This window comes from Neisseria sp., assembly GCF_030527965.1.
GTDB lineage: Bacteria > Pseudomonadota > Gammaproteobacteria > Burkholderiales > Neisseriaceae > Neisseria.
This window is the reverse complement of the sequence record NZ_JAUMZU010000002.1, coordinates 23,555-49,156: the sequence shown is the minus strand read 5'-3', so window position 1 is coordinate 49,156 and position 25,602 is coordinate 23,555. Positions and strand designations below refer to the sequence as shown.

General features: G+C 51.4%; 25 protein-coding genes. 12 read left to right on the top strand and 13 right to left on the bottom strand.

Features of this window, described 5'->3' with window-relative positions; all coding sequences use genetic code 11:
- Positions 1–8: 8 nt before the first annotated feature.
- The 5 genes from polA to ampD form a co-directional block, all read right to left on the bottom strand.
- On the bottom strand, positions 9–2,801 hold the full coding sequence (gene polA, locus Q4A84_RS01225; RefSeq protein ID WP_303087107.1) for a DNA polymerase I: 2,793 nt from the start codon (positions 2,799–2,801) through the stop codon (positions 9–11).
- A 175-nt stretch (positions 2,802–2,976) separates the two neighbouring features.
- Complete coding sequence (gene galU / locus Q4A84_RS01220) at positions 2,977–3,858, bottom strand: UTP--glucose-1-phosphate uridylyltransferase GalU (RefSeq protein WP_303087106.1); 882 nt, start codon at positions 3,856–3,858, stop codon at positions 2,977–2,979.
- Between the two features lie 72 nt (positions 3,859–3,930).
- The gene (gene ligA, locus Q4A84_RS01215; RefSeq protein WP_303087105.1) at positions 3,931–6,699 is read right to left on the bottom strand and encodes an NAD-dependent DNA ligase LigA; all 2,769 of its coding nucleotides are present in this window, start codon (positions 6,697–6,699) and stop codon (positions 3,931–3,933) included.
- Between the two features lie 87 nt (positions 6,700–6,786).
- Complete coding sequence (locus tag Q4A84_RS01210; RefSeq protein WP_303087247.1) at positions 6,787–8,103, bottom strand: cell division protein ZipA C-terminal FtsZ-binding domain-containing protein; 1,317 nt, start codon at positions 8,101–8,103, stop codon at positions 6,787–6,789.
- A 188-nt stretch (positions 8,104–8,291) separates the two neighbouring features.
- On the bottom strand, positions 8,292–8,840 hold the full coding sequence (gene ampD, locus Q4A84_RS01205; RefSeq protein WP_303087246.1) for a 1,6-anhydro-N-acetylmuramyl-L-alanine amidase AmpD: 549 nt from the start codon (positions 8,838–8,840) through the stop codon (positions 8,292–8,294).
- A gap of 146 nt (positions 8,841–8,986) precedes the next feature.
- Here ampD and mltG point away from each other — a divergent pair, with 146 nt between their 5' ends.
- The 10 genes from mltG (at position 8,987) to Q4A84_RS01155 (ending at position 16,740) form a co-directional block, all read left to right on the top strand.
- Entirely contained in the window at positions 8,987–10,009 is a 1,023-nt protein-coding gene (gene mltG / locus Q4A84_RS01200) for an endolytic transglycosylase MltG (RefSeq protein WP_303087104.1), read from the top strand.
- Between the two features lie 85 nt (positions 10,010–10,094).
- Positions 10,095–10,970, top strand: coding sequence for an arginase family protein (locus tag Q4A84_RS01195; protein WP_303087103.1), 876 nt, complete (start codon positions 10,095–10,097; stop codon positions 10,968–10,970).
- Positions 10,971–11,239: 269 nt separating this feature from the next.
- Positions 11,240–12,628 (top strand): GntP family permease, encoded by a 1,389-nt coding sequence (locus Q4A84_RS01190; protein ID WP_303087102.1) that lies wholly within the window; start codon positions 11,240–11,242, stop codon positions 12,626–12,628.
- Between the two features lie 65 nt (positions 12,629–12,693).
- Positions 12,694–13,206 (top strand): gluconokinase, encoded by a 513-nt coding sequence (locus Q4A84_RS01185; RefSeq protein WP_303087101.1) that lies wholly within the window; start codon positions 12,694–12,696, stop codon positions 13,204–13,206.
- Between the two features lie 115 nt (positions 13,207–13,321).
- On the top strand, positions 13,322–13,939 hold the full coding sequence (gene tmk, locus Q4A84_RS01180; protein ID WP_303087100.1) for a dTMP kinase: 618 nt from the start codon (positions 13,322–13,324) through the stop codon (positions 13,937–13,939).
- 31 nt (positions 13,940–13,970) lie between these two features.
- Positions 13,971–14,948 (top strand): DNA polymerase III subunit delta', encoded by a 978-nt coding sequence (locus Q4A84_RS01175; protein ID WP_303087099.1) that lies wholly within the window; start codon positions 13,971–13,973, stop codon positions 14,946–14,948.
- A 15-nt stretch (positions 14,949–14,963) separates the two neighbouring features.
- A complete protein-coding gene (locus Q4A84_RS01170) occupies positions 14,964–15,317 on the top strand; it encodes a PilZ domain-containing protein (RefSeq protein WP_303087098.1) in 354 nt (117 codons plus the stop codon).
- 108 nt (positions 15,318–15,425) lie between these two features.
- Complete coding sequence (locus Q4A84_RS01165; RefSeq protein WP_303087097.1) at positions 15,426–15,686, top strand: DUF3079 domain-containing protein; 261 nt, start codon at positions 15,426–15,428, stop codon at positions 15,684–15,686.
- A 40-nt stretch (positions 15,687–15,726) separates the two neighbouring features.
- Positions 15,727–16,497 carry a TatD family hydrolase gene (locus Q4A84_RS01160; RefSeq protein WP_303087096.1) on the top strand — a complete coding sequence of 257 codons (771 nt, stop codon included), beginning with the start codon at positions 15,727–15,729 and terminating at the stop codon, positions 16,495–16,497.
- Positions 16,498–16,608: 111 nt separating this feature from the next.
- Positions 16,609–16,740 (top strand): hypothetical protein, encoded by a 132-nt coding sequence (locus tag Q4A84_RS01155; protein ID WP_303087095.1) that lies wholly within the window; start codon positions 16,609–16,611, stop codon positions 16,738–16,740.
- 157 nt (positions 16,741–16,897) lie between these two features.
- On the opposite strand, the gene Q4A84_RS01150 is transcribed toward Q4A84_RS01155, so the two are convergent.
- From Q4A84_RS01150 to Q4A84_RS01120, 7 genes are all read right to left on the bottom strand, one after another.
- Positions 16,898–17,938 carry a hypothetical protein gene (locus tag Q4A84_RS01150; protein WP_303087094.1) on the bottom strand — a complete coding sequence of 347 codons (1,041 nt, stop codon included), beginning with the start codon at positions 17,936–17,938 and terminating at the stop codon, positions 16,898–16,900.
- Positions 17,939–17,975: 37 nt separating this feature from the next.
- Positions 17,976–18,617: a hypothetical protein gene (locus Q4A84_RS01145; RefSeq protein WP_303087093.1), complete on the bottom strand. Its 642-nt coding sequence runs from the start codon at positions 18,615–18,617 to the stop codon at positions 17,976–17,978.
- A gap of 94 nt (positions 18,618–18,711) precedes the next feature.
- Positions 18,712–19,263, bottom strand: coding sequence for a hypothetical protein (locus tag Q4A84_RS01140; protein ID WP_303087092.1), 552 nt, complete (start codon positions 19,261–19,263; stop codon positions 18,712–18,714).
- A gap of 79 nt (positions 19,264–19,342) precedes the next feature.
- Entirely contained in the window at positions 19,343–19,540 is a 198-nt protein-coding gene (locus Q4A84_RS01135) for a hypothetical protein (RefSeq protein WP_303087091.1), read from the bottom strand.
- Positions 19,519–20,352: a PHP domain-containing protein gene (locus Q4A84_RS01130; protein ID WP_303087090.1), complete on the bottom strand. Its 834-nt coding sequence runs from the start codon at positions 20,350–20,352 to the stop codon at positions 19,519–19,521. The genes Q4A84_RS01135 and Q4A84_RS01130 overlap by 22 nt, the downstream gene beginning before the upstream one ends.
- Before the next feature lie 56 nt (positions 20,353–20,408).
- A complete protein-coding gene (locus Q4A84_RS01125) occupies positions 20,409–20,612 on the bottom strand; it encodes a hypothetical protein (RefSeq protein ID WP_303087245.1) in 204 nt (67 codons plus the stop codon).
- Positions 20,590–20,823: an RNA-binding S4 domain-containing protein gene (locus tag Q4A84_RS01120; protein ID WP_303087089.1), complete on the bottom strand. Its 234-nt coding sequence runs from the start codon at positions 20,821–20,823 to the stop codon at positions 20,590–20,592. The genes Q4A84_RS01125 and Q4A84_RS01120 overlap by 23 nt, the downstream gene beginning before the upstream one ends.
- Positions 20,824–21,002: 179 nt before the next feature.
- On the opposite strand from Q4A84_RS01120, the gene Q4A84_RS01115 reads away from it, so the two are divergent.
- Complete coding sequence (locus Q4A84_RS01115) at positions 21,003–21,353, top strand: PepSY domain-containing protein (protein WP_303087088.1); 351 nt, start codon at positions 21,003–21,005, stop codon at positions 21,351–21,353.
- Here the strand turns inward: Q4A84_RS01115 and Q4A84_RS01110 are convergent.
- Entirely contained in the window at positions 21,345–21,473 is a 129-nt protein-coding gene (locus tag Q4A84_RS01110) for a hypothetical protein (protein WP_303087087.1), read from the bottom strand. The two genes, Q4A84_RS01115 and Q4A84_RS01110, sit on opposite strands and share 9 nt — an antisense overlap.
- A 147-nt stretch (positions 21,474–21,620) precedes the next feature.
- Here Q4A84_RS01110 and dnaE point away from each other — a divergent pair, with 147 nt between their 5' ends.
- Positions 21,621–25,061 carry a DNA polymerase III subunit alpha gene (gene dnaE / locus Q4A84_RS01105; protein WP_303087244.1) on the top strand — a complete coding sequence of 1,147 codons (3,441 nt, stop codon included), beginning with the start codon at positions 21,621–21,623 and terminating at the stop codon, positions 25,059–25,061.
- Positions 25,062–25,602 lie beyond the last annotated feature (541 nt).

Sequence of the window (25,602 nt, the reverse complement as noted above, 5' to 3'; positions counted from 1 at the left end):
TATCCAACTCAATGCGCATCATCCCAATTACTGCCTGCACCGATTTCGGCCAGCAGCGGCACGTTTAACAAGCCATTGCCGACTTGAGCCATAATTTCGGGCAGTTTTTGCCGCACTAAATCCAGCTCGGCATCGGGCACTTCCAAAACCAATTCGTCGTGCACCTGCATAATCAGGCGGCTGTTGAGGCCGTCTGCGGCGAGCCAGTTGGAAACGGCTATCATGGCGCGTTTGATCAGGTCGGATGCGGTGCCTTGCATGGGGGCGTTGATGGCGGCGCGCTCTGCGCCGGCGCGGGCGTTGCCGTTTTTGCTGTGGATGTCGGGCAAATAAAGGCGGCGACCAAACAGGGTTTCGACATAGCCTTGCTGAGCGGCCTGCTCTTTAGTGCGCTGCATGTAGTCGGCCACGCCGGGATAGCGGGCGAAATAGCGGTCGATAAAGTTTTTGGCGGAAAGGTTGTCGATGCCGAGCGATTTGGCGAGGCCGTATTGGCCCATGCCGTAAATCAGGCCGAAGTTGATGGTTTTGGCATAGCGGCGCTGCTCGGGGCTAACGCTTTCGGGGGCGATGCCGAACACTTCAGCGGCGGTTCGGCGGTGTACGTCTTCGCCGTGCTTGAAGGCTTCCAGCAGGGTTTTGTCGCCGGAAAGGTGCGCCATGATGCGCAATTCGATTTGGGAATAGTCGGCGGAAACGATGCTGCTGCCTGCCGGGGCGGTAAAGGCGCGGCGCACTTTACGGCCTTCTTCGGTGCGGATGGGGATGTTTTGCAGATTGGGGTTGTTGCTGGCGAGGCGGCCGGTAATGGCAACGGCTTGGGCGTAGGTGGTGTGAACGCGGCCGTCTTGCGGCGAAATCATTTCGGGCAGTTTGTCGGTATAGGTGGATTTAAGTTTGGCCAAACTGCGGTTTTGCAAAATGATTTTGGGCAGCGGATAGTCGGCAGCAAGCTGTTCAAGCACGGCTTCGTTGGTGGAAATGCCGCCGGATGCGGTTTTTTTCAGACCTTTGACGGGTATGCCCATTTTATCGAACAGGATTTCTTGCAGCTGCTTGGGCGAATTGAGGTTGAACGGCTGGCCGGCAACGGCATAGGCCTGTTGCTCTAATTCGAGCAGGCGGCTGCCGAGTTCGTGGCTTTGCGCGGCCAGCTCGTTTTTATCAATCTGCACGCCGTTTCGCTCCATTTCAAACAATACTTGGGCAACGGGCAATTCCATTTGCTCGTACATTTCAAGCTGTTTGGCATCCATCTGCGCTTTCAGATGGCTTTCGATGCGCAGGGCGAAATCGGCGTCTTGGGCGGCATATTCGGTGGCTTGTTCAAGCGCAACATCGGCAAAGGAAATCTGCTTGGCGCCTTTACCGCACAGCGATTCGTAGGTAATGGTGGGCAAGCCGAGCCAGCGTTCGGCCAGCTCGTCCAAGCCGTGCCCCAGATGGCTTTCGATAATGTATGAAGCCAGCATGGCATCGCCGGCAATGCCGTTTAAGGCGATGCCGTAGTTGGCGAAGATATGTTGGTCGTATTTCAGATTCTGGCCGATTTTTTTCAGACAGGCATTTTCCAAATACGGTTGTAATTGTTTAAGCGTAGCCGATAAATCAAGTTGCTGCGGCGCGGCGGTGGGCGTGTGGCCGAGCGGAATATAAACGGCTTCGCCGGCCTGAAAGGCAATGCTGATACCGACCAACTGCGCTTCCAAGGCGTTGAGGCTGGTGGTTTCGGTGTCGATGGCGATGGTGTCGGCTTGTTTGAGTTTATCGAGCAAGGTGGCGAGCTGCGCTTCGGTAGTGATGGCTTGGTAATTCAACGCGGCCGGTGCGGGGGCTTTTTCAGGCAGCTTGGGCAGGTTTTCAGACGGCCTTTCCGCAGCCAGCGCGGCTTGTTCGCCGATGTCGGCCGCGCTGAATAAATCGCCCGCTTCTTCGTGCATCCGCGTTTCTGCTTCTTTGAGCCAAGTGCGGAAATTGAGGCGTTTGAATTCTACTGCCAGCTGCGCCCATTGCGGCGAGCGACGACGCAAGCTGTTGATGCCTTCGGCTAAATCGGCGTGCAAATCGACATCGGTTTTAATCGTAACCAATTCGTAAGACAGCGGCAGTTTAGGCAGCGCGGCTTGCAGATGCTCGCCCACTTTGCCTTTGATTTCGGCGGCGTGCGCCATCACGTTTTGCAGGCTGCCGTATTGATCCAGCCATTTAACCGCTGTTTTGGGGCCGCATTTTTCCACGCCGGGCACGTTGTCGACTTTGTCACCCATCAGCGCGAGATAATCGCGGATTTGGTTCGGCCGCACGCCGAATTTGGTTTGTACGCCTTCGATATCCAGCGTTTCGCCGCTCATGGTGTTGACCAGCGAAACATGCTCGTTGACCAGTTGCGCCATATCTTTATCGCCGGTGGAAATCACCACCTGCCAACCCTCGCTCTCGCCTTGCCGCGCCAGCGTGCCGATGACGTCGTCGGCTTCCACATCCGGCACCACCAGCACCGGCCAGCCCATCAGCCGCACCAAGTCGGGCAGCATTTCCGCCTGCGGGCGCAAATCGTCGGGCATCGGCGGGCGGGTGGCTTTATAGTCGGGGAACAGATGGTGGCGGAAATTTTTGCCTTTGGCATCGAAGATGACGGCGCAATAGTCGTGCACATAATCGGCACGCAGGCGGCGCAGCATGTTCAGCACGCCGTACATCGCGCCGGTGGGCGTGCCGTCGGGCGCGGTAAGCGGTGCCATGGCGTGATAGGCGCGGTAGAGATAAGAGGAGCCGTCGACGAGAAGAAGGGTTGGGGACATAACAATGCCTGTCTGAAAAATAAATGAAAGATGGCGGAATTATAGGAAGGGAACGATGCGGCGGCAAATCGAAATCGGCTTCGTCATATAAAAAGCCTGTCTGAAAACCGTTTCAGACAGGCTTTGGGGCAATTATTGCCGATTATGCGTTAATCATGGAAGCAGCCGTGTTCATTTAAAGCTGCTGTGCATAGCGCCGCAGCAATTCGGCAAATGCGGTGCCGGTTTCAGCATGTTTCAGACCATAAGCGAGCGTGGCTTCCAGATAGCCTAGCTTGCTGCCGCAATCGTAACGGGTACCTTCGAAGGCATATGCCAATACGGTTTCCTGCTTCAGCAGCTGGGCAATGGCATCTGTAAGCTGAATTTCGTTGCCCGCGCCGCGCGGCAGGTTGACCAGCAAATCGAAAATGCGCGGCGTTAAAATATAGCGGCCAACCACTGCCAGATTGGACGGCGCCTCCTGTGGCTTGGGCTTCTCCACAATGCTTTTAACACGGCTGCGGTTTTGATGCGGCTCGATTTCCACGATACCGTAGGCGCCGGTTTGTGAAGGGTCTACGGTTTCCACGCCCAGCACGCTGTTGCCGGTTTCATTGTAGACCGCCACCATCTGGCTGAGCGCTCCCTGCGGAGCGTCGATTAAATCGTCGGCCAGCAATACGGCAAACGGCTCCTGCTCTACCGCGGGGCGGGCGCACAAAACAGCATGCCCCAAGCCGAGCGCCTCGGGCTGGCGAGTATACAGAAAGCTCACGTTTTTCGGCACGATGTCTTGCAAATGCGCCAGCAGGCTGTCTTTATTGCGCAACGCCAGCTCCGATTCGAGCTCGTAGGCTTTATCGAAGTGGTCTTCGATGCTGCGCTTATTGCGGCCGGTAACAAAAATGATTTCGGTGCAGCCTGCCGCCACCGCTTCTTCCACCGCATACTGAATCAGCGGTTTATCCACAATCGGCAACATCTCTTTCGGGCTGGCTTTGGTGGCGGGTAAAAACCGCGTACCCATTCCGGCTACCGGAAACACGGCTTTTCTAATCGGTTTGGCAACGCTCATTTTCTTTCCTTAGTTTAGGATTTATCACACATGCTTATCTGCAAAGGCAAAACCTCTGTTTTCAAACAGGCATTACGGTTTCGCAGGCGAAAGCAAGGCCAGCAGCGCCGCTTCGTCCAGCACCGCCACGCCCAATGCGTTGGCCTTATCCAATTTGCTGCCGGCCGCTTCGCCCGCCACCACATAATCGGTTTTTTTCGACACGCTGCCGGATACCTTACCGCCCGCCGCTTCAATCATGGCCTGCGCCTCGTCGCGTTTGAGCGAGGGCAGCGTGCCGGTCAACACAAACGTTTTGCCGGCAACCGCCTGATTGCCGGCTTCACCCAACGGAACTTCGGCCACAGGCAGACAATTAAAATCATATGCAAGAAATTTTATTCTACTATTTAATAAATTAAACAACTTAATAATACCTTGAATCTCTACACGAGATAATTTAGCAACTTCTCGTTTACAGATACTTCTATTCTTAATATCGTTATGTCTACTTTCAAATATTGCATAGCGAACAAGTGACTTAACAATTCGATATTTATTTAAATTAATATTACTTGCTTTACTATTTAACTTGCCAGTTGTATTATTTCCCCTACTAGTTCTCATAAATGATCGGTTACTCTTTTGTTTATTTTTATAAAGCTTATCCTTCCTTAATCCATTAGCTTTATGCAGTTTTGCAACCTCTCCCACAAAAGTCAGACGATTGAAAAAATCTTGCATTTGCGCCAACAAAGCCCGATTGGCACTTTGACTGCGCCATTGCTGCCACTCGGCGCTCAGTGCCGTATCTTCCAGCAAACCGTCTATGCTTTTGCCCGCCAAATCCCACAACGCCGCCGCTTTGGTTTCGCTGATTTTAAAACCGGGTAAGCGGGCAAGCCATTTTTGCGGTTGCGCATAGCCGGCCGGCGGCAGGCTGACCGGCTGCGTTTTCGGCATCACGCCGGCGGCCAGCAATTCATCTACCATCGCTCTTTGCGCTTCTTGGGCAAAGAAATGCGCCACCGAATGCGCCACGACCGCGCCGATGTCCGGCAAGCAGGCCAATACCGGCTCGGGTGCTCGGCGCACGTTTTCCAGCGAGCCGAAAGCCTGTGCCAGAATCTTAGCCGTACGTTCGCCGACGTGGCGGATGCCGAGTGCAAACAGAAAACGGGGCAGCTCGGGCGTTTTACTGGCTGCAATACCCGCCAAAATATTCTCCGCCCATTTGGTGGGCGACTGTTTTTTGTTTTTGCCTTCGTCAACCACATCTTCCGCCGCGTTTTCCTTCATTTTCTGCAACGTGGCAATGTCTAAACGATATAAATCGGCGAAATGACGCACCCAATCTTGAGCCACCAATGCCTCAATCTGCTTTTGACCCAAGCCGTCGATGTCCATCGCCTTGCGTGATGCAAAATGAATCAGCCCTTGCGCACGCTGCGCACGGCAAAGCATGCCGCCGCTGCAACGCGCCACCGCTTCATCTGCTTCCCGCTCAATGGCACTGCCGCAAATCGGGCAATGCGCCGGCAGGCGATATGACGGATGCTCGGGCTGCATTACCGTATCGGCTTTGGCTGCGGCAAACAAATCCGCCTGTGCCTCAATGTTGGAATGCCTATCTGAAACCGCACGCATCGGGCGCCGCTCGAATATCACCCGCACCACTTCGGGAATCACGTCGCCCGCGCGCCGCACTACCACAGTATCACCCACCCTAACGTCTTTACGGCTCACTTCGTCTTGATTGTGCAAAGTGGCGTTGGTTACGGTTACGCCGCCGACAAACACCGGCTGCAATCGCGCAACGGGCGTTACCGCGCCGGTACGGCCGATTTGCACGTCTATCGCCTCCACTACGGTCAACGCCTCTTCGGCGGGGAATTTATGCGCAATCGCCCAACGCGGCGCGCGGGAAATAAAACCCAATTCGCGCTGCTGCGCCAAGCTGTCTACTTTCACCACCATGCCGTCGATTTCATACGGCAATTCGGGGCGCTTCTGCCGCATCGCCTCATAAAAAGCCAGAATCTCGCCGATGCTGCCGAAACACCCGAAATGGCCTTCGGGCAGGCTGAAACCAAGGTTGCCGAGATAAGCCAGCTCCTGCATATGCGTTTCAGCTTGCGCTCCGCCTACTTGCTGCGCAATACCGTAAGCAAAAAAATGCAGTTTTCGTTGGGCGGTGATGCGTGAATCCAATTGCCGCAAGCTGCCGGCCGCCGCATTACGCGGGTTGGCAAACGTTTTCTGGCCGTTTTCCGCCTGCCGCCGGTTCAATGCTTCAAAATCGGCTTTCAGCATCAACACTTCGCCGCGCACTTCAATCCGCTCCGGTATTTTCTCGCCATGCAGGCGCAACGGAATGTTGTTGACGGTTTTCACGTTTTGAGTGATGTTTTCACCGGTTTCTCCATCGCCCCGCGTTGCCCCGCGTATCAATACGCCGTTTTGATAAAGCAAGCTGACCGCCAAACCGTCGAATTTTGGCTCGATAACATAAGCGGGGCGCACTCCGCCCAAACCGCCGCGCACACGCTCATCAAACGCCAGCATCTCGGTATGGTCGTAGGCGCCCGTTTCGTCTTGCGGCGAAAACGCATTGGAAAGCGACAGCATCGGCACTTCATGGCGCACGCTCTCAAACCCCGCCAGCGGCTCGCCGCCAACGCGCTGGGTCGGGCTTTCGGGCAACCGCAAATCGGGATGCGCGATTTCCAGCGCTTCCAATTCGCGAAACAATTTGTCGTATTCCGCATCAGGCACGCTGGGAGCATCCAGCGTATAGTATTCGTAGGCATAACGGTTGAGCTGTTCCGTTAGGGTTTGAATGCGGCGGGCAATATCGTTCATGGCTGTTTACCATCCTGTGTCAGGATGCCTGTCTGAAAAAGAAAACGGACGCTTGAATCCAAGCGCCCGTGCATTATAACGGAAACCTCAGGCAAACAAACGCGCCGCTAAATCGCCGCCCGGCTCGATGCCCACTTTTTTCATTTCTTCCTGCCGCGCCAACACGAAGCTGCGCACGTTTTTCAACCATTCGGGCGACAATTCGTTCATATTATCGTCAACCAAATCCAAGCCTAAGCTGCCCGAAAGGTTAACGGCAATGTCCATGAAGCGATTGAAGTGTTTCTCTCCCGCCGGCACGCGGGTGATGTCAAACAACATGCTGAAGCCGCGGTAAGCCTGACTGGCCAACAGGCTGGCGGTAAAGGGGTTGCTGTCGAGCGTAACAATGCTGAACAAAGGCTCTCCTTTGCCATCGGGCAAATGGAACATACCGTCATGACCCAAGCTAAAACCTTCTTTCTCTACGGCAGCCCGCAATTCGGTGCCGCTTACGCTGCCGCGCGACACCAAGTGCATCGCGATGGTTTGGTCGACGCGTTCGCACAATTCATCCAGCGGGCGGGCGTTTTTCAGGAAGGCATTAACATCCATCAGCAACAAGCCGGCATCAAGCTGTTCGGCAAAATGGTTGACTTGCTCGCCGAAACGCTCAAGTTCCTGCGTGGTCGCCAAGCCGTTGCGGCTGATTGATTGCAAACCAACCACAAACCCTTGGTAATACACGCTGGGAATCGGCTCGGCAATCTGCCATCTGTCGTCCATGGTGCAGCCGGCCACTTGAAAGCGATGGCGCCCGGCAAAGCGCGGCAACACATGCAATTCCTGCGGCTCTTTCAAAGAAAGATAAGCCATGTAATCGAAATTGTGGTTAAACCAAGGCAACTGCTGGCGCACCATATCGTCTAAATCCAACAGCAGCTCTTTTTTATTCTTCACTTTGGTTTGCGACGGCGCGGGTGCGGCGACCTTTTGAAATTTAAAGCCGCTTCCTGCCTTGCTTTCTTTTTCCAGCTCTTTATCCAAATCCAAAGAGAACGCAGCGCCGAATTCGTCTTCTTCCATCTCGATTTCTTCGTCGCCGTGCGCTTCCATCAGCTTGCGCGAACGCGCGGCATGCGCTTTGCGCTCGGCCTTGGCCGCTTCGGCAGCCATCTGATCAAACATATCTTCGTTAGGCAATTCGGAAATGTCTTTTTCGCGCAGCTTCTTGGCCGGCGCGCTTTTTGCCTGATGACCCGGCAAACGACCGTCGCGCACGGAACGGGTTTGTTTTTCCAATAAGGCGTCTTTATCGGAATGGCCGAATTGGGCGCGCACTTGCTGGCGGTATTTATTTTCCTGATACATATTGAAGGCAATCACGCCCAAAATCACAATAGCGCTTAAAACTAAAAAAATCAGCATAACATTACTCATGGTTGGAAATAGAGCGGATAAACCGAATATAAAACGATGCAGCAATGCAATCGGGTTTATTCGCCATAGCTGGTTTGGCCGGAAATATTCTCGAGCTTGAATTCAAGTCGGAACTTGGCGGCAATTATACCCAAAATCAGCCGCCGCATCATCCATGCCTGTCTGAAAACCGCTTAATGCACCACGGGAAAACCCGCCTGCGACAAGCGCGTCCAATCGAAAAAATGGCCGGGATCACTTTTGCGGCCGGGGGCAATATCCTGATGGCCGGTTACGGCTTCAATCGGATACGCATCGCGCAGTGCGTGCAGCAAACGCGTTAAACTCTGATACTGAATTTCGGTAAAAGGTTCAAAATCGCAGCCTTCCAATTCGATTCCCACCGAAAACGCATTGCATTTTTCCCGCCCGCGAAAAGACGACACGCCCGCATGGTAAGCCATATCGTCGCACGATACGAACTGCACAACTTCGCCTTCGCGCGTAATCAGAAAATGGCTGGATACGCGCAAATCGGTCAGAATGCTGAAAAACGGGTGCGCCGCCGGCTCGATGCGATTGGTAAACAAAGCCTCTATCGCACCGTTGCCGTATTCAAAAGGCGGCAGCGAAATATTGTGCAACACTACCAAAGAAACCCGCTCACCCGCTTCGCGCACGCAAAAATTCGGCGAATCCACCCGCCGCGCCTGCGCCAACCAGCCGTTTTTCCACATTACCATCGCCTCCCGAATCCAATACCGCGCTTTGCCCAATCCGATTTTCAAACCGATAATGCCTGTCTGAAAACCGCACATATTGTAACACGACCCTCCGTGCATATCCTGTTATACTTACGCCCGAATCGACCTAAAAACATGCAAAATCTATGGCAAAACAAAAAATTAGAAAACCCCCCTACAAAACCGCCTGCCTCAGCGCCCTCATCTTAGCCGCCCTCGGCGGCGGCATTTTCAGCTATCTGCTTTTCGCCGAAAAAGACAACGGCAAAACCTACCGCCTGCGCGTTGAAAAAGGGCAAGGCGTTTCCTCCGTCAGCCTCAAACTGGCCGAAAACAACACCATCTACAGCCGCAACGTCATGCTGGCCGGCGCCTACATTCTCGGCGTACAAAACAAACTGCACATCGGCAACTACAAACTACCGCAAAAAATATCGACCTGGCAGATTCTCAAACGCCTCAAAGGCGGCCACCCCGATACCATTACCATCCGCATCATCGAAGGCATGAAATTCAGCCAGATGCGCAACATCATCAACCAATCTCCCGATTTAAGCCACAACACCCAAAGCCTCAGCAACACCGAGCTATTGCAAAAAATCGACCCCGCTGCCCTGAGCGAGCATCCCGAAGGCCTGTTTGCCCCCGACAGTTACGAAGTCGATTCCGAAAGCAGCGATCTGGCCTTATACAAGCTCGCCTACAAAACCCAGCAAGCCCATCTGAAAAGCGCATGGGAAGAGCGCCAAAGCGGCCTGCCCTACCACACGCCATACGAGTTGCTGACCATGGCCAGTATCATCGAAAAAGAAACGGCCCACCCCGAAGACCGCAAACACATTGCCTCCGTATTCATCAACCGCCTGAACATCGGCATGCGGCTGCAAACCGACCCCACCGTTATCTACGGCATGGGCGACGCCTACAAAGGCAACATCCGCAAAGCCGACCTCCAGCGCGACACCCCTTACAACACCTATACCCGCAACGGCCTTCCGCCCACGCCGATTTCCCTGCCCGGCAAGGCCGCCCTCGAAGCCGCCGCCCATCCCGGCAACGAAAAATACCTGTATTTCGTCTCAAAAATGGACGGCTCCGGCAAAAGCAAATTCAGCCATGATTTGAACGAGCACAATGCCGCGGTCAAACAATATATTCTGAAAAAATAAGCCGTAGAATTGATGTTAATTCTTTAAAAATTAATTTTAAATATCAGATTTTCGCTTTAAAACAAACAAGTAAGGAGAACTAACAATGCATTCCACATTACGCTTAATTTTTCCGCAATGGCAAGGCGGGCAAGCAGACAATATTGCCGATTATGTATCTGAATTAGATAAACAAGACGCTTATCAAGGCTATTATCTAGGCAGCCAACTATTGGCTTGGCTTGCGCCTAAAACGGAGCAAACCGTAGCAACAGTTCCCGTATCATTAGCCGACCAGCCCGCTGATCTTGCAGAAAAAAACGGCATTTTTGCCTACAACATCATCAAAAAACAATTGGCTGCGGCTTTGTCTATTTTAGACGTATATCAACCCGATCGTATTGTTACTCTGGGAGGAGAATGTTCGGTAAGCGTTCCTCCTTTTTCCTATCTTGCCCAAAAATATGAAGATAACGTGGCTGTTGTTTGGCTTGATGCACACCGAGACCTAACCATTCCCCATACCGACTATTCAGGCTATCACGCTATGTCTTTAGCAAAACTTTTAGGACAAGGCGACAGTGATATTATCAATATGCTTCCTGCAACCTTAAAACCTGAAAACGCATTAATCGTCGGCTTGCGTACCACAGACGGAGCGGTAGAACGCCAAAAAACGCTCGGGGTAAAATCTTTAAGCCCCGAACAAGTCAACGATACCAGCCAAGCGATTCTGGAATGGTTAAAACAAACCGGTAAAGAGAAAGTCATGATTCATCTGGATCTAGACGTATTAGAACCCACAGATCTCAAAATCGCGGTAGCTTATGATCCCGACGGCATCAACATTGAAAATACAATTAGGATTATTTGCGACATTGCCGAACAAAGCGATTTAATAGGCCTCACGATTGCCGAACCGATGCCAAGAGAAGTGATTAAACTGAAAAAATTACTGAATAGCTTGCCATTGCTTAAATAATTCTTCTGCAAACAAGCGAAAATAATATTCCGCTTGGTTTGATTCTGCACCAATGCCTGTCTGAAAACCATTTTCAGACAGGCATTGATGTTTTCTGGCATTGCCAAAATGCTTAATCCGCATCTTTTTTCCCGATATGCAAAGCCGATGTATGCATATTGATAACATAAAAATAAAATAGTTCGGAAACATTGATAAAAAGCATTATTTTTAGTAAAGCCTGTGCGATAATTTAGCCATGAATTCTTCATCTAAACGAGGTCTCTATCATGGATAAATGGACTCAAACAATGACCGCAGGCCCTTTGCTGGGGATTGCCGTTACCGCGATCATTCTGATTCTTTTATTAATCATCCGATTCCGCGTACACGCCCTGCTCACGCTGATTATCGTTAGCTTATTCACGGCCTTGGCCACGGGGCTGCCGACGGATGTTTTGGTTAACGACGTTTTAGTTAAAAATTTCGGCGGAACCTTGGGCAGCGTTGCCTTGCTGGTTGGCTTGGGCGCCATGCTCGGCCGTTTGGTAGAAACCTCCGGTGGCGCACAATCGTTGGCCGACGCTCTGATTCGGCTGTGCGGCGAAAAACGCGCACCTTTCGCGCTCGGCATCGCATCTTTGATTTTCGGCTTCCCTATCTTTTTCGATGCCGGCCTGGTAGTGATGCTGCCCATCGTGTTTGCCACCGCCCGCCGCATGAAAGCCAATGTCTTGGGCTATGCCTTGCCCGCCATCGGCGCATTTTCCGTGATGCACGTTTTCTTACCGCCGCATCCGGGCCCTATTTCTGCCGCTGAATTTTACGGTGCCAATATCGGCCACATCCTGATTTTAGGCTTGCCCATCGCTTTCGTAACTTGGCTGATCAGCGGCTATTGGTGGGGATTGACCGCCGGCAAAATGTTTCCGATACCGGTGCCCGACCTTATCGCCGGCGGCGCGCAAGACAACGACCAACCGCAGCAACCCGCCAGCGCGAAAGTGGTTATCGGGCTGATGCTGATCCCCATGCTGCTCATTTTCCTGAATACCGGATTGCATATGGCCACCGCAGCCAAGCTGTTAGACGGCTCTGCCGAATGGGTGAGGATTTTGCGGATGATTGGTTCCACCCCTGTTGCTTTGTTGACTTCAGTGCTGGCCGCCATGTTTTTCCTCGGTCGCAAACGGGGCATTGAAGGCTCGGCTTTGGAAAAAACGCTGGATGGCGCATTGGCTCCGGTTTGCTCGGTTATCCTGATTACCGGCGCGGGCGGTATGTTTGGTGGCGTGTTGCGGGCTTCCGGCATCGGCAAAGCGCTGGCCGATTCTATGCAGCATATGAATATTCCGGTGTTGCTCGGCTGCTTTTTGGTTGCGCTGGTGCTCAGAATTGCCCAAGGTTCGGCCACTGTTGCGCTGACCACCGCGGCATCGTTAATGTCTACCGCCGTAGCCGCCGCAGGCTATAATGAATGGCAGCTTGCCGGCGTTGTGCTTGCCACTGCGGCCGGCTCCGTAGGCGTCAGCCATGTCAACGATTCAGGCTTCTGGCTGGTCGGCCGTTTGCTCAACATCGATACAGCCACCACTCTGAAAACATGGACGGTCAATCAAACCCTGATTGCCATACTTGGTTTTACGCTCTCTGCGATTGCCGTGGTTTTGCTGGCATAAACAATTGCAAACTGCAGAAGTGATATTCGGTCGAACCACCGATTCAACTAGAAAAGAGGTATTTCATGAATACACGTCATTTCGTTATTATGGGCATTTGCGGCTGCGGCAAAACCACCGCGGCGCTCTCCCTGCAAAAATATCTTGATTGCGCCTATGCCGAAGGAGACGATTTTCATACGCAAAAAAACCGCGACAAAATGGGCGCCGGCATACCGCTGACCGACGAAGACCGCCAGCCTTGGCTGGAAAACCTGCGCGACTGGATGAGCGAGCAAGCCGATAAAGGCGAGGCATACAGCATCGTTACCTGCTCCGCCCTGAAAAAGAGCTACCGCGATATTTTGCGCGGCGCAAACGGCCAGGTTTATTTCATCCACCTTGCACCGCCGGTCGAAATCAACCGCCAGCGCATGGCAGCGCGCCAAGGGCATTATATGAAGGCCAACATGGTGGATTCGCAACTGGCCATTCTCGAGCCGTTGACCGCCGAAGAAGCAGGCGTTGTGATTGGCAGCGCCGGCAACGAAGAAGCCGTATGGCAAGAAATCAAAGCTTGGCTGGACACCATCTTATAACGCTTTTCCTCTGTTGGCCGAGTTAAGCTCAAATGCCTGTCTGAAACCTTTCAGACAGGCATTTATCAATTTATAGTATTATTGTACTCACGTCCCATTAACCCACTACCAACACATGCAAGCCCAATTCATCACGCTCGACGGCATAGACGGTGCCGGAAAATCCACCAATCTGGCCGTTATCAAAAGCTGGTTTGAAGCCCGCAACCTACCCGTACTCTTCACCCGCGAACCCGGCGGCACGCCGGTGGGCGAAGCATTACGCGAAATCTTGTTAAACCCCGCAACCCGCGCCAGCCTGCGCACCGAAACACTAATGATGTTTGCCGCGCGCTGCCAACATATCGAAGAAGTGATTCTGCCCGCCCTCAATCAAGGCATTCATGTCGTTTCCGACCGTTTTACCGATGCCACCTTCGCCTACCAAGGCGGCGGCCGCGGCGTGCCCTTGGCAGACATCGAAACACTGGAAAACTGGGTGCAAGGCAACCTGCAACCCAATTTAACCATTCTACTGGACGTGCCGCTGGAAGTATCCATGCAACGCATCGCCCAAACGCGCGAAAAAGACCGCTTCGAGCAAGAAGAAGCCGCCTTCTTCACCCGCGTGCGCGCCGCCTATCTGCAACGCGCCGCCGAAGCACCGAAGCGCTACGCGCTCATCGACAGCAACCGCACGCCCGATTTAGTAAAAAACGCCATTGAAGCCGCATTAACGCAGCATTTCGGTTAATATAATGCCTGTCTGAAAACGAAACAACACCATGATTTATCCTTGGCATACCGCCGCATGGCAGCAAATCACCGCCCATTGGTATACCCAACCCAACGCTTGGCTGTTCAGCGGCAAAGAAAACACCGGCAAAACAGCATTCGCCCGCCATCTGGCGCAAGCATTACTATGCGAAACACCCGCCGGCAACCACGAAGCCTGCGGCAGCTGCCCCTCTTGCCACTTATTCGAACAAAACAGCCATCCCGACTTTTACGAACTCACGCCCGAAGTACCCGAAGGCGAGGCAAGCGGCCGCAAACTTCTGCAAATCAAAATCGACGCCGTGCGCAGCCTGATTAATCAAATCCAATTTACCTCGCTGCGCGGCGGGCGGCGCGTCGTGCTCGTACATCCGGCAGAAAGCATGAATCTGCAAGCCGCCAACGGATTGTTAAAAATTTTGGAAGAGCCGCCGGCCGACGTGGTTTTCCTGCTGGTCAGCCACAATCGCGACAAATTGCTGCCGACCATCAAAAGCCGCTGCCGTCAGATGGTGCTGAACGCCCCGCAGCAAGCAGAAGCGCTCGATTACCTGACCCGCAACGACACGCCACACGCCGAAGCATTATTAGCCTTTCACAGCGGCGCTCCCCTGTTCGCTCCCGATGCCGAACAAGACAATATGCGCGAAGAATTATGCGCCCTGCTCGCCCAACCCCGCCTGCTCGCCATACTCGACTACGCCGCCGCGTTCGACCGGAAAAAATGGCCGCTGGCCACCTTCATCGACTGGCTGCAAAAATGGCTCATCGATATCGGTCTGGCCAAACAACACATCAGCCCGCTGTATTACCCCGATTATGCCGAAGCAGTGGCGCAGCTCGCCCAAACAACCAATCCCGCCACACTCTTCCGACTAGCCGACACTCTAAACCGCCTCAGCCCTTACGGCCACCACACCTTGAGTGTTAAAATGCAGTTAGAATTTTTACTGACCGAATACCTGAGCTTTCAGCAAAACAAATAATTAAAGGAAAACCCGATGAATCTTACCAACTTACCCGGCAAAATGATGTCTTTGCAACTCAAAGACAAAGCCCTGCTTTACAACAGCTACATGCCCTTTTTAGAGTTCGGTGGCGTATTCGTTCCCTCCGAAGACACCTTCAAGCTGGGCGACGAAGTGCTGCTCTCCATCGAATTGGGCGAAAACGGCGACAGAAAATTCCTGCGCACCCAAGTCGCCTGGATTAATCCCGCCCGCACCTCCGCCAACCGCCCCAAAGGCATCGGCTTGGCATTTAACTCGGATGAAGTCAGCATTGCCGTACGCAACAGCATAGAAAGCACCTTGGGCAACGTATTACGCAGCGAACGCCCGACCTATACCTTATAATTCACACCACAAAGCGGGCAGCAAACCCGCTTTTAACTTTTTCAGACAGACATACCGCAAAAGGGAAAACAGGCACTCGCAACCAACATTCTTGAAGAAGCAAACATCATGGCCAAGAAATTCCCCATCCATCCCAAAAATCCAGAACGCATCTGTTGGGGTTGCGACAAATACTGCAAAGGCACCGACCTGCAATGCGGCAACGGTTGCGAACGCATCCAGCACCCGATTGAGCTGGACGGCGCCGAATGGTATAAAACCGGCGACTGGAGCGGCTTACTTAGCGAGCAACAGCAAATCGAACTGGGCTTAAAATCTGCCAAGCCGGCAAAACCGCATATCAAACTGCCTCTGAAAAAGCCTGTCTGAAAAACAGTAGCTCTTCTCTCTCAATTTTGGTTTCACACTTATGCAATTAATCGATTCACACTGCCATCTCAACTTTGAAGGCCTGTCCAACCGCCTGCCCGAAGTGTTTGCCCATATGGAGGAGAACCATGTCAAGCAAGCACTCGCCATCAGCGTAAGCCGTCAAAGTTTTAACGAAGTCTTGGCGATTGCCGAGCAAAACCCGCACATTTACGCCAGCGTCGGCATTCACCCCGACGACCCCGAAGCCGAAGAATTCAGCGTGGCCGAATTGATAGAACACGCCCGCCATCCCAAAGTGGTCGGCATAGGCGAAACCGGCTTGGATTACCATTGGTGCAAAGGCGATTTGGCGTGGCAACACCAGCGCTTCGCCGATCATATCCAAGCCGCCAACCAAAGCGGCCTGCCCTTGATTATCCACACCCGGGAAGCAGCCGACGATACCATGACCATACTGCGCGAGCATCAAGCACACGCAGGCGTTATCCATTGTTTTACCGAAGACGTGCGCATCGCCAAACTAGCGCTGGACTTAGGCTTTTACATTTCGTTTTCCGGCATCGTTACCTTTAAAAACGCCCCGCTGATTCAAGAGGCCGCGCGTTACGTGCCGCTTGACCGCATGCTGGTCGAAACCGATTCGCCCTTCCTCGCACCCGTACCCAAGCGCGGCAAACCCAACGAGCCCGCCTATGTGCGCCATACCGCCGAATTTTTAGCCCAATTGCGCGGCGACTCGTTGGAAAACATCGCTGCCACCACCACGGAAAATTTCTACCGCCTGTTTAACAAAGTACCGCCATGCTAGCAGGTCGCAAGCCGCAGCCCGACCAACCGCACAATCCAACCTATATTGAGCGAAGGGGAACCAATGACAGGAATCCACCCGTTCTTTTGCCGTTTTGTTATAGGATTTAGCATGGGCTTTGTTGCCATATTCATTGATTCTTTATTATCCGACGAGCCCGCTCTAGGCGATACGATTCTGCAAAAAATTGCCTATTCATGCCTATGCGGCTTGTTTCTCGCTATTGTGGATGCTTTTTTATAATCTAGCTTACTTAGCTGAACATTCAGGCAGGCATTGCAGCTTATAAGCCTGCCCTATTTGTTTTCAGTATGATTCGACGAATTCACATCGCCTACTACATAAAAAAGCCTGTCTGAACCGTTTTCAGACAGGCTTTTTTTTTTATTTTCCATCCCACCTACGACATACTTATTCCGCGAGACTGGCTTTGTGCCATTTGCCTATCTTGCTCTTCTTGGGCAAACGTTTGTTGAACTCGATTCATACTTTCTACCGCCGGTATAGCAGCCGCTTTTTCCATATCCAGCGAAATCGTAATCAAGCCCGGGTTACGCTCTCCAATTAAAATTTTCCCATCTTTAACATTGAAAAGAGGCGCATCCCGCATACCCTTGGCACAGCCCTCATCCGCCAGTGCCAGCGCACAATTATTCAAACTTTCCTCGGTATAGGGGTGATTGTTTGCCTGATAAAAAGCTTCCAAACGCTCTTTGCTGGCATAGTATATTTTTTGAGCAGGTTCCGGCAGATTCTCAACCAAAACGGCAGATTGTGCATACGAAGAAGGCTGTACCGATTCGTTTTCAACCCATGAACAAACGGGCGTTTCCCATGACCAGCCAAACGCTTTAAAACAGCTCGGATCTTCGCGACGGCGTCGATCAGGCGGGGTATTTAATTCGCTATTTTCATATCCGCGCTGATTGGGAATTTTATCAAACTCATCCATATTCGGGCCAACGCGTATTGAACCCTGATATGGCAACTTATAATCCATTCCATCGTCCCCACTAATTGTTCTAGTCGGATTATATACTTTGGCATAAGCCAAGGCACCATACACAAAGTCGATACAGCTGTTTCTCAAACCATTGTAGTGTTTATGATCAAAGCTACCCACCTCGGGATGCTCACCATAAGCAAAAAGTTTCTTATATTGCTCTTCCGAAATTTCTATTGTCCGCTCATAAGCAGGATTGTGGTATTTTTTGAATTCATCATTTTTGACTTTTCCTTCCCCAAAAGCTTTTCCCTCAATCAGAGGGGCAAAACCATATCCCACCGTACCTTGTTCCGTTTCATCACTGATTTTGTAATAGAGATGACCAACCAAAGAATGTTCTTGTTTGCCATTAAGCATTAACGGGCTACCGTCATCATTGATCAAAGGGGTGCCCGGAGCAGCCACATAAACCGTCAGCGTATATCGTTTACTCATATTTTTCCTTTCTGTGAAATGCTGTTTAAGCCATTATTCATTTACCAATATAATTTTTTTCAACGAATACTTTCAAACCAATCTTCGGATAACGGATACCTGCCGTCGGTCGAATCGACACCTTATAAGTTCCTCCCGATTCTGCCGGAACTTCAGAAGGCATAAACCTTACCAAGCTATTGTTAAAAGGAATAATCTCCACCCCATTAATAACCTTTGCAAATTCATGGGCATATCTATAAGTTACAAAGCTATCCCATTGAGGCTTACCATCTTTGCTCAATGCTGCCTTGCCACCATAGATCCTTGTCAGCTGCACCGGCACCACCTTACCCTGAATATGATATTCAACCTTCAAATCAAACTTCAGGTTATCTTTCCCCGGCCGGTTGTTTTCTCCAACAGCAGTCCATTTGCGTTGCTCTTCCCTTAAATGCTCATCATTGACAGGAACCAATGTAGTAACGCCTATCACATAATCCCTTTGTTCATCGCCCTTCAGAGAAAAATAAAAATCCTGCCCCGTTTCCGGCTTTAAAATCAACGGCTGCTCAAACGGAATCTCATGTACCGACTGGCCATCGATCACTTTCGGCTCCTTCTCTCGGGCATTGCACCCCGCTATCAATAATAAGGAAGATGCTACGCTTAACCATAATAACCGCTTAGGGATTCCCATCTTTAATTATCCGTTTCAAACATTATCTAAAAGCACTTACCTAATATCCAGGATTCAACATAACACACCATCATAATACTATGTTATTTATTTTTCATTTGCCAATATAATTTTTTTCAACAAATACTTTCAAATCGATATTCGGATATCGAACTCCGGCTGTCGGTCGAATCGACACCTTATAAATTCCTCCCGATTCCTTGGAAACTTCCGTTGGCCTAAACTCTGCTAAACTATCCCTAAATGGAATAACCTCTACTCCATTAATAACCTCTGAAAATTTATTAGAGTAGGCATAAGTTACAAAGCTATCCCATTTAGGCTTGCCATCTTTGCTCAATGCGGCCTTTCCGCCATATATTCTTGTCAGCTGCACCGGTACTACCTTACCGTGAACATGATATTCAACCTTCAAATCAAACTTCAGGTTACCTTTCCCCGGCTGGTTGTTTTCTCCGACAGCAGTCCATTCATCTTGTGCCGCCATTAATTTCTCATCATTGACAGGAACCAATGTAGTAACGCCTATCATATAAGCCCTTTGTTCATCGCCCTTCAGGGAAAAATAGAAATCTTGACCCGTTTCCGGCTTTAAAACCAACGGCTGAGAAAATGGAAGCTCACGAACCGGCTGACCGTCAATCACTTTCGGCTCCTTCTCTCGGGCATTGCACCCCGCTATCAATAATAATAAGGAAGATGCTACGCTTAACCATAACAAACACTTAGGGGTTCTCATCTTTAATTACCCGTTTTAAACATGATTGGTATTTAAAAAAATAGCACATATTTAATGTATTAGCATTTAAAACAACCTTAAAACGCTTTACTTCGATTTCAATAGCATTAAAAAAGCCTGTCTGAACCGTTTTCAGACAGGCTTTTGTCAATTTTTCCATTTCTAATCCTTGAAACGCATCCATACCGGATGACACATTTCCGGCAATTCAGGGCAGGAGCCGGTGACGCCGCCGCCGTAATCGCCCGCACGGTGGAAATCGCTGCCGGCACTGGCCAGCAAATCGTAACGCTGCGCAAGCAATGCGTAATTGAGGCGGTCGTTATGATCGCAGCGGCCACTATGCACCTCAATGCCGGCGCCGCCGAGCGCTTTGAATTCTTCAAACAAATTGCGTTTGGCCGTAGCGGAAAAGCCGTAGCGCATGGGATGGGCAATCACGGCCAGCCCGCCGGCGCCGTTAACGGCATCGATGCAGTCGGCCAACTCCGCCCACTGATGCGGCACGGCAGCAGGCTTGCCATCGCCTAGGTATTTGGTAAATGCTTGTTGTTTGTTACGAACATGGCCCGCATTCATCAGAAATTCCGCCAAATGGGTGCGTGACACCATTTCGGGGTTGGCGGCCAGCGCCAACGCACCTTCGTAGGCGCCGTTAATGCCTTTCTTTTCTAGCTTCGCAGCAATGGACTCCAGCCGTTGCAGGCGGCCTTGGCGTACGGTGGCTAATAGATTCTGCAATGCTGGATTGTGTTCGTCAAAATCCAGCCCGACAATATGAATGGTGCGCTTGCGCCACGTTACCGAAATTTCCACGCCATTAATCAGTCGAATGCCTTGAGCCACCGCTTCGGCACGCGCTTCGGCCAAACCGCCCGTGTGGTCGTGGTCGGTCAGCGCAAGCATCGTGCAGCCGTTTTGCTTCGCCATACGAACCACTTCGGCGGGGCTGTGTGCGCCGTCGGAAACAGTGGAATGGCAATGTAAATCGATCATATTTTTCGGTTATCCGGCAAATTAAAGGAAGCCTGTCTGAAAAAAGCGTACAAGGCTTATTCGGCTTCCTGCTCTTGTTCCGCCAATGCTTTTAAGCGCTTCTGTTGCGCATCGTAGGCGGCTTTTTCACGATAATAAATGGTTTGTATGCAGGCATCGCCGCATTCGCTGCCGCAACATTCCCATATTTCAGGCTTAACCGGCTCGGGCAGCAAAGGCTCTTCCAACACCGCCGGCTCAATCTTCGGGGTCGTATCCATCATAAACCTCCAAAACAGCGCCGTTAAACTCTATGATTTCGCCGCCGCGAATTTTAGCGGTTTTCCGCGTTTCCACGCCGCCGTTGCGCAATACCGCGCCGGCGGCAATCACCACCTTGGCCTGACCGCCGCTCTCGACCAGCCCGATCAGCTTCAACAAATCGCACAACGGGATAAAGGCTTCGTCTTCCAGATAAACGGCTGCGTTCATAGCACTCTCTTTACTCAATCGGTTTCTTCAGACAGGCATTTTACCTGAAACGCCGCCAAGCCGCCCGAAAACGAAAACAATGGCATGTTTAGCTTTCCACTAATTTTGCGCTAAATCTATCCGACTAATATAGCGTCCGTACCAAATTGATTTTTCCCCTTTACCATAAGGAGTTTACCATGCTATCCACCCGTAAAATCATCGCCACTTTAACCGTAGCCGCCACCATAGGACTGGCTGCCGCAGCAGGCGCCACGGCATTTTCCTACGGCATGTTCGCACCGATTTCCGGCAAACAAGCCGCCGCTGCGGCAATCGCACAGACCGGCGGCTATGCCAAAGATGTCGACTTCGAATACGATTACCATACCGGGGGGCATTATGAAGTGGACGTCTTATCCAACGGGCAGAAATACGAAGTGATTGTCGATGCGACCAACGGCAAAATACTGGCCTCGCAAATCAAAGCCAAACATAAAAAACACGGCGACGAATACCCGGCCGCGCCTGCTCAAGCTTATTCAAGCTAAAACCAGATTTTCACTTGCATACCAGAGTAAAGGCGCTTGATGGTCGACAAAGCGGCTTTCGTCTTCATACAGCGCCTTGATGGCATCTTGCGCTGCGGCAGTGTGGCGTAGCGCAAGCATTTCTTCTTCGCTGCGCCGAATTTCTGCCGTTAGCCGGCAACCATGCCTGTCTGAAAAACTTTGCACCTTTCAGACAGGCATTTTCCATTTAAAACCCTGCTACAATACACCTTCATCATTAACGACCCCAACACCCGTCCCGCTGTTATGACCGATCCGATTTACATCCCCCTGCGCCTACACACCGAATTTTCCATTACCGACGGCACCATCCGCATCAAAGACGCTGTCAAAAAAGCCGTTGCCGACGGTCTGCCCGCCTTGGGCGTCAGCGATCTGATGAATCTGTTCGGCTTAGTGAAATTCTACAAAGCCTGCCGCGGCGCAGGCATCAAACCAGTGGCCTCGGCGGATGTATGGATTGAAAACCCCGATGCACCCGACAAACCGTTCCGCGCCATGCTGGTGGTCAAAAACCATGCTGGCTACCTGCGCCTGAGCGAGCTGCTGAGCGCCGCCTATGTCGGAAAAGACCGCAATGTCGACCATGCCGAACTGCGGCAAGCATGGTTGGCTGAAGGTGACAACAGCGGCCTGATTTGCCTATCGGGCGCGCATTACGGCGAAGTGGGCGCCAATTTGATGAACGGCCATGCCGCAGCCGCCCGCTCAGCCGCGCAAAAATACGCCGCATGGTTTCCCAACGCGTTTTACCTCGAATTACAACGTCTACCCGAACGCCCGCAATGGGAAACCTCCGTTTCAGGCAGCATCAAAATCGCAGAAGAACTCGGGTTGCCCGTTGTTGCCACCCATCCGGCCCAATTCTTAGCACCAGACGATTTCAAAGCCCACGAAACACGCGTTTGCATTGCCGGCGGCTGGGTGCTGGGCGACAAAAAGCGCCCGCACGAATTCACCCCGAGCCAGTTTTTCATTGCGCCCGAAGCCATGGCCGAGCGCTTTGCCGACCTGCCCGAAGCCTTGCAAAATACCGTGGAAATCGCCAAGCGCTGCAATCTAACGCTCACGCTGGGCAAAAACTTCCTGCCCCTGTTTCCCACACCCGACGGCATGTCGCTCGACGATTACCTAACCCGGCTTGCCAACGAAGGCCTGCAAGAGCGTATGCTTCAGCTTTATCCCGATGCAGAAGAACGCGCCGCCAAAATGGCCGAATATCAGGCTCGCTTGGATTTCGAGCTGGCCATCATCATTCAGATGGGTTTCCCGGGTTATTTTCTTATCGTACAAGACTTTATCAACTGGGCAAAAGGTCACGGCTGCCCGGTAGGGCCGGGTCGCGGTTCCGGCGCGGGCTCTCTCGTTGCCTACGCACTGAAAATTACCGACCTTGACCCGCTCAAATATGCGCTGCTGTTCGAACGGTTTCTCAACCCCGAACGTGTTTCCATGCCAGATTTCGATATTGATTTCTGCCAAAGCAACCGCGGCCGCGTTATCGAATATGTGCGTGAAAAATACGGCGCCGCCGCCGTCAGTCAGATTGTTACCTTCGGCACCATGTCGTCCAAAGCCGTTATCCGCGACGTCGGCCGCGTACTCGAGCTGCCGTTTGGCCTGTGCGACCGCCTGTCGAAGCTGGTTCCGCTTGAGGCCAACCGGCCGGTCAGCTTGGAAAAAGCAATGGAAATGGAACCGGAAATCCGCCAATTAATCGAAGAAGAAGATGCCGACGAGCTAATCGAACTGGCCAAAAAACTGGAAGACCTGACTCGTGGATTAGGCATGCACGCCGGCGGCGTGTTAATCGCACCGGGCAGAATTTCCGATTTCAGTCCCGTTTATCAGGCCGACGAATCGGCTTCACCCGTATCCATGTTCGACAAAGGCGACGTAGAAGATGTCGGCTTGGTTAAATTCGACTTCCTTGGCTTACGCAACCTGACCATCATTGAAATGGCGCAGACATTTATAAAAGAGACTACGGGCGAAGAAATCGACGTCAATACGATTTCACTGGAAGATCAGACCGCTTATAAAATTTTCCGCGATGCCAACACCACCGCTGTGTTCCAGTTTGAATCCACCGGCATGAAAAAAATGCTGAAAACGGCGCACACCACCAAATTCGAAGAATTGATTGCCTTCGTTTCGCTCTACCGCCCCGGGCCGATGGACAATATTCCTGATTTCGTTTCTCGCATGAAGGGTAATAAATTCCAATACATCCACCCTCTGCTGGAACCGGTACTGGCACCAACCTACGGCATCATGGTGTATCAAGAACAAGTGATGCAAGCCGCGCAGGTTATCGGCGGCTATTCACTCGGCGGCGCCGATTTGCTGCGCCGTGCCATGGGTAAGAAAAAGCCGGAAGAAATGGTAAAGCACCGCGAGATATTTGCCGAAGGTGCGGCAAAGCAAAACATCCCGCGCAGCAAGGCCGATGAAATTTTCGATTACATGGAAAAATTTGCCGGCTACGGTTTCAATAAGTCGCACGCCGCCGCCTATGCTCTGATTGCCTATCAAACAGCTTGGCTCAAAGCCCACTACCCCGCCGAATTCATGGCCGCCACCATGTCGAGCGAGCTGGACAACACCGACCAGCTGAAAAACTTTTATGACGATTCTATAGCCAACGGCATCACTTTTCTGCCGCCCGACGTCAACGAATCGGATTACTTGTTCACACCCGACAACCAACGTCGCATCCGTTATGCCCTCGGCGCCGTCAAAGGCGTGGGCGAAGGCGCAGTGGAAGCCATCGTTGAAGCGCGCAAACAAGGCGGCGAATTTAAAGATTTATTGGATTTCTGCGAACGGGTCGACAAAGCCCATCTGAATAAACGAACCATCGAATCATTGATACGCGGCGGTGCTTTCGACAGCATCAATGCTAACCGTGCCATGCTGCTGGCCAATATCGATCTGGCCATCAACAATGCAGAGCAAAAAGCAGCCAATGCCAATCAAGGCGGCTTATTTGATTTTGCGCAAGATGCGATTGAAGCGGTGCAATTAGTCGACCAACCCGCTTGGGGAGAAGCACAAAAGCTGGCGGAAGAAAAACAGGTTATCGGCTTTTATCTTTCCGGCCACCCATTCGGGCCGTTTGCCGGCGAAGTTCGCCAATTCGCCCCCGTTCGGCTTGGCAAACTGAAACCGCAAGACAACGTGCGCGTGGCCGGTTTCGCCACATCGGTTCGCTCCATGATGGGCAAACGCGGGAAACTGGTATTCGCCACCCTGGAAGACCCTTCCGGTCGGGCGGAAGTTATGGTTACCGGGCAAGCATTGGAGCAAGGCGCCTCCGAATTGAAAGCCGACCGAGTGCTGATTATGGAATGCAAAGTCAGCCGAGATGATTACAACGGCGAAAGCGGCCTGCGTATCATCGCCAACAGCGTCATGACCCTACAACAAGCACGCGAGCGTTTTGCCCGCAACCTGACCTTGCATTTCACTCCTCAACACGATGTCGCCAAAGCCGTCGGAATCTTACAAAGCTTTCTCGGAAACAGCACACAAGAGCCCACCATCCCCGTCCATGTGTTTTACCGCAATCAAGGTGCCCAAGGTGCATTGGAAACACATGCCCAATGGCACGTTACACCGAAAACCAACCTCTTCGACCAATTAACCGAGGTATTGGGCGAATACCATCTGAAGGTAGGCTGGTAATTTTCAATCGAGTCAGATTTTCCAAAGCCTTCTAAAACTTCAAATAACCTAAATCGGCCATGCCTGTCTGAAAACAGACAGGCATTTTTTAAGATGTGTAAAAAGTACGAACCGATACATCCCGTTCATTTTTCAGACAGGCATTCGATTCATCAGAAAAAACAGAAAGATATTCTTCAATATGCCATCCTATTTACTCTCAGAACCCCAAAAGAGTTAGGTTAAAACAGTTACAAACAAAAATATTCTATGACATCAAAATAAAAATACTATATTATATGCATCTAAAATAGAAATTAGATTAGATTATAAATAAATTAATAAGTAATTATATTACTTAAATATAGTTTTAATACAAATAGTATCTTTAATTATATTTTACAGTCGCATTTAGGGATTCGTTTGTATCTATATGTTTTTATTACAAAAGTAAATATTTTTTGAACCTTTTCCCGCTTAAACTATCAATAAGCGGACGCTAAATACAAACAATCATAAAATTCCATTTAAATAAAAAAATAAATGGATGCAAACAAAAACA

Coding starts and splice junctions, on each gene's coding strand:
- polA (WP_303087107.1), bottom strand. CDS start 2,801: ATGTCCCCAACCCTTCTTCTCGTCGACGGCTCCTCTTATCTCTACCGC.
- galU (WP_303087106.1), bottom strand. CDS start 3,858: ATGAGCGTTGCCAAACCGATTAGAAAAGCCGTGTTTCCGGTAGCCGGA.
- ligA (WP_303087105.1), bottom strand. CDS start 6,699: ATGAACGATATTGCCCGCCGCATTCAAACCCTAACGGAACAGCTCAAC.
- ampD (WP_303087246.1), bottom strand. CDS start 8,840: ATGGTAATGTGGAAAAACGGCTGGTTGGCGCAGGCGCGGCGGGTGGAT.
- mltG (WP_303087104.1), top strand. CDS start 8,987: ATGGCAAAACAAAAAATTAGAAAACCCCCCTACAAAACCGCCTGCCTC.
- Q4A84_RS01195 (WP_303087103.1), top strand. CDS start 10,095: ATGCATTCCACATTACGCTTAATTTTTCCGCAATGGCAAGGCGGGCAA.
- Q4A84_RS01190 (WP_303087102.1), top strand. CDS start 11,240: ATGGATAAATGGACTCAAACAATGACCGCAGGCCCTTTGCTGGGGATT.
- Q4A84_RS01185 (WP_303087101.1), top strand. CDS start 12,694: ATGAATACACGTCATTTCGTTATTATGGGCATTTGCGGCTGCGGCAAA.
- tmk (WP_303087100.1), top strand. CDS start 13,322: ATGCAAGCCCAATTCATCACGCTCGACGGCATAGACGGTGCCGGAAAA.
- Q4A84_RS01175 (WP_303087099.1), top strand. CDS start 13,971: ATGATTTATCCTTGGCATACCGCCGCATGGCAGCAAATCACCGCCCAT.
- Q4A84_RS01170 (WP_303087098.1), top strand. CDS start 14,964: ATGAATCTTACCAACTTACCCGGCAAAATGATGTCTTTGCAACTCAAA.
- Q4A84_RS01165 (WP_303087097.1), top strand. CDS start 15,426: ATGGCCAAGAAATTCCCCATCCATCCCAAAAATCCAGAACGCATCTGT.
- Q4A84_RS01160 (WP_303087096.1), top strand. CDS start 15,727: ATGCAATTAATCGATTCACACTGCCATCTCAACTTTGAAGGCCTGTCC.
- Q4A84_RS01155 (WP_303087095.1), top strand. CDS start 16,609: ATGGGCTTTGTTGCCATATTCATTGATTCTTTATTATCCGACGAGCCC.
- Q4A84_RS01150 (WP_303087094.1), bottom strand. CDS start 17,938: ATGAGTAAACGATATACGCTGACGGTTTATGTGGCTGCTCCGGGCACC.
- Q4A84_RS01145 (WP_303087093.1), bottom strand. CDS start 18,617: ATGGGAATCCCTAAGCGGTTATTATGGTTAAGCGTAGCATCTTCCTTA.
- Q4A84_RS01135 (WP_303087091.1), bottom strand. CDS start 19,540: ATGGATGCGTTTCAAGGATTAGAAATGGAAAAATTGACAAAAGCCTGT.
- Q4A84_RS01130 (WP_303087090.1), bottom strand. CDS start 20,352: ATGATCGATTTACATTGCCATTCCACTGTTTCCGACGGCGCACACAGC.
- Q4A84_RS01125 (WP_303087245.1), bottom strand. CDS start 20,612: ATGGATACGACCCCGAAGATTGAGCCGGCGGTGTTGGAAGAGCCTTTG.
- Q4A84_RS01120 (WP_303087089.1), bottom strand. CDS start 20,823: ATGAACGCAGCCGTTTATCTGGAAGACGAAGCCTTTATCCCGTTGTGC.
- Q4A84_RS01115 (WP_303087088.1), top strand. CDS start 21,003: ATGCTATCCACCCGTAAAATCATCGCCACTTTAACCGTAGCCGCCACC.
- Q4A84_RS01110 (WP_303087087.1), bottom strand. CDS start 21,473: ATGCTTGCGCTACGCCACACTGCCGCAGCGCAAGATGCCATCAAGGCG.
- dnaE (WP_303087244.1), top strand. CDS start 21,621: ATGACCGATCCGATTTACATCCCCCTGCGCCTACACACCGAATTTTCC.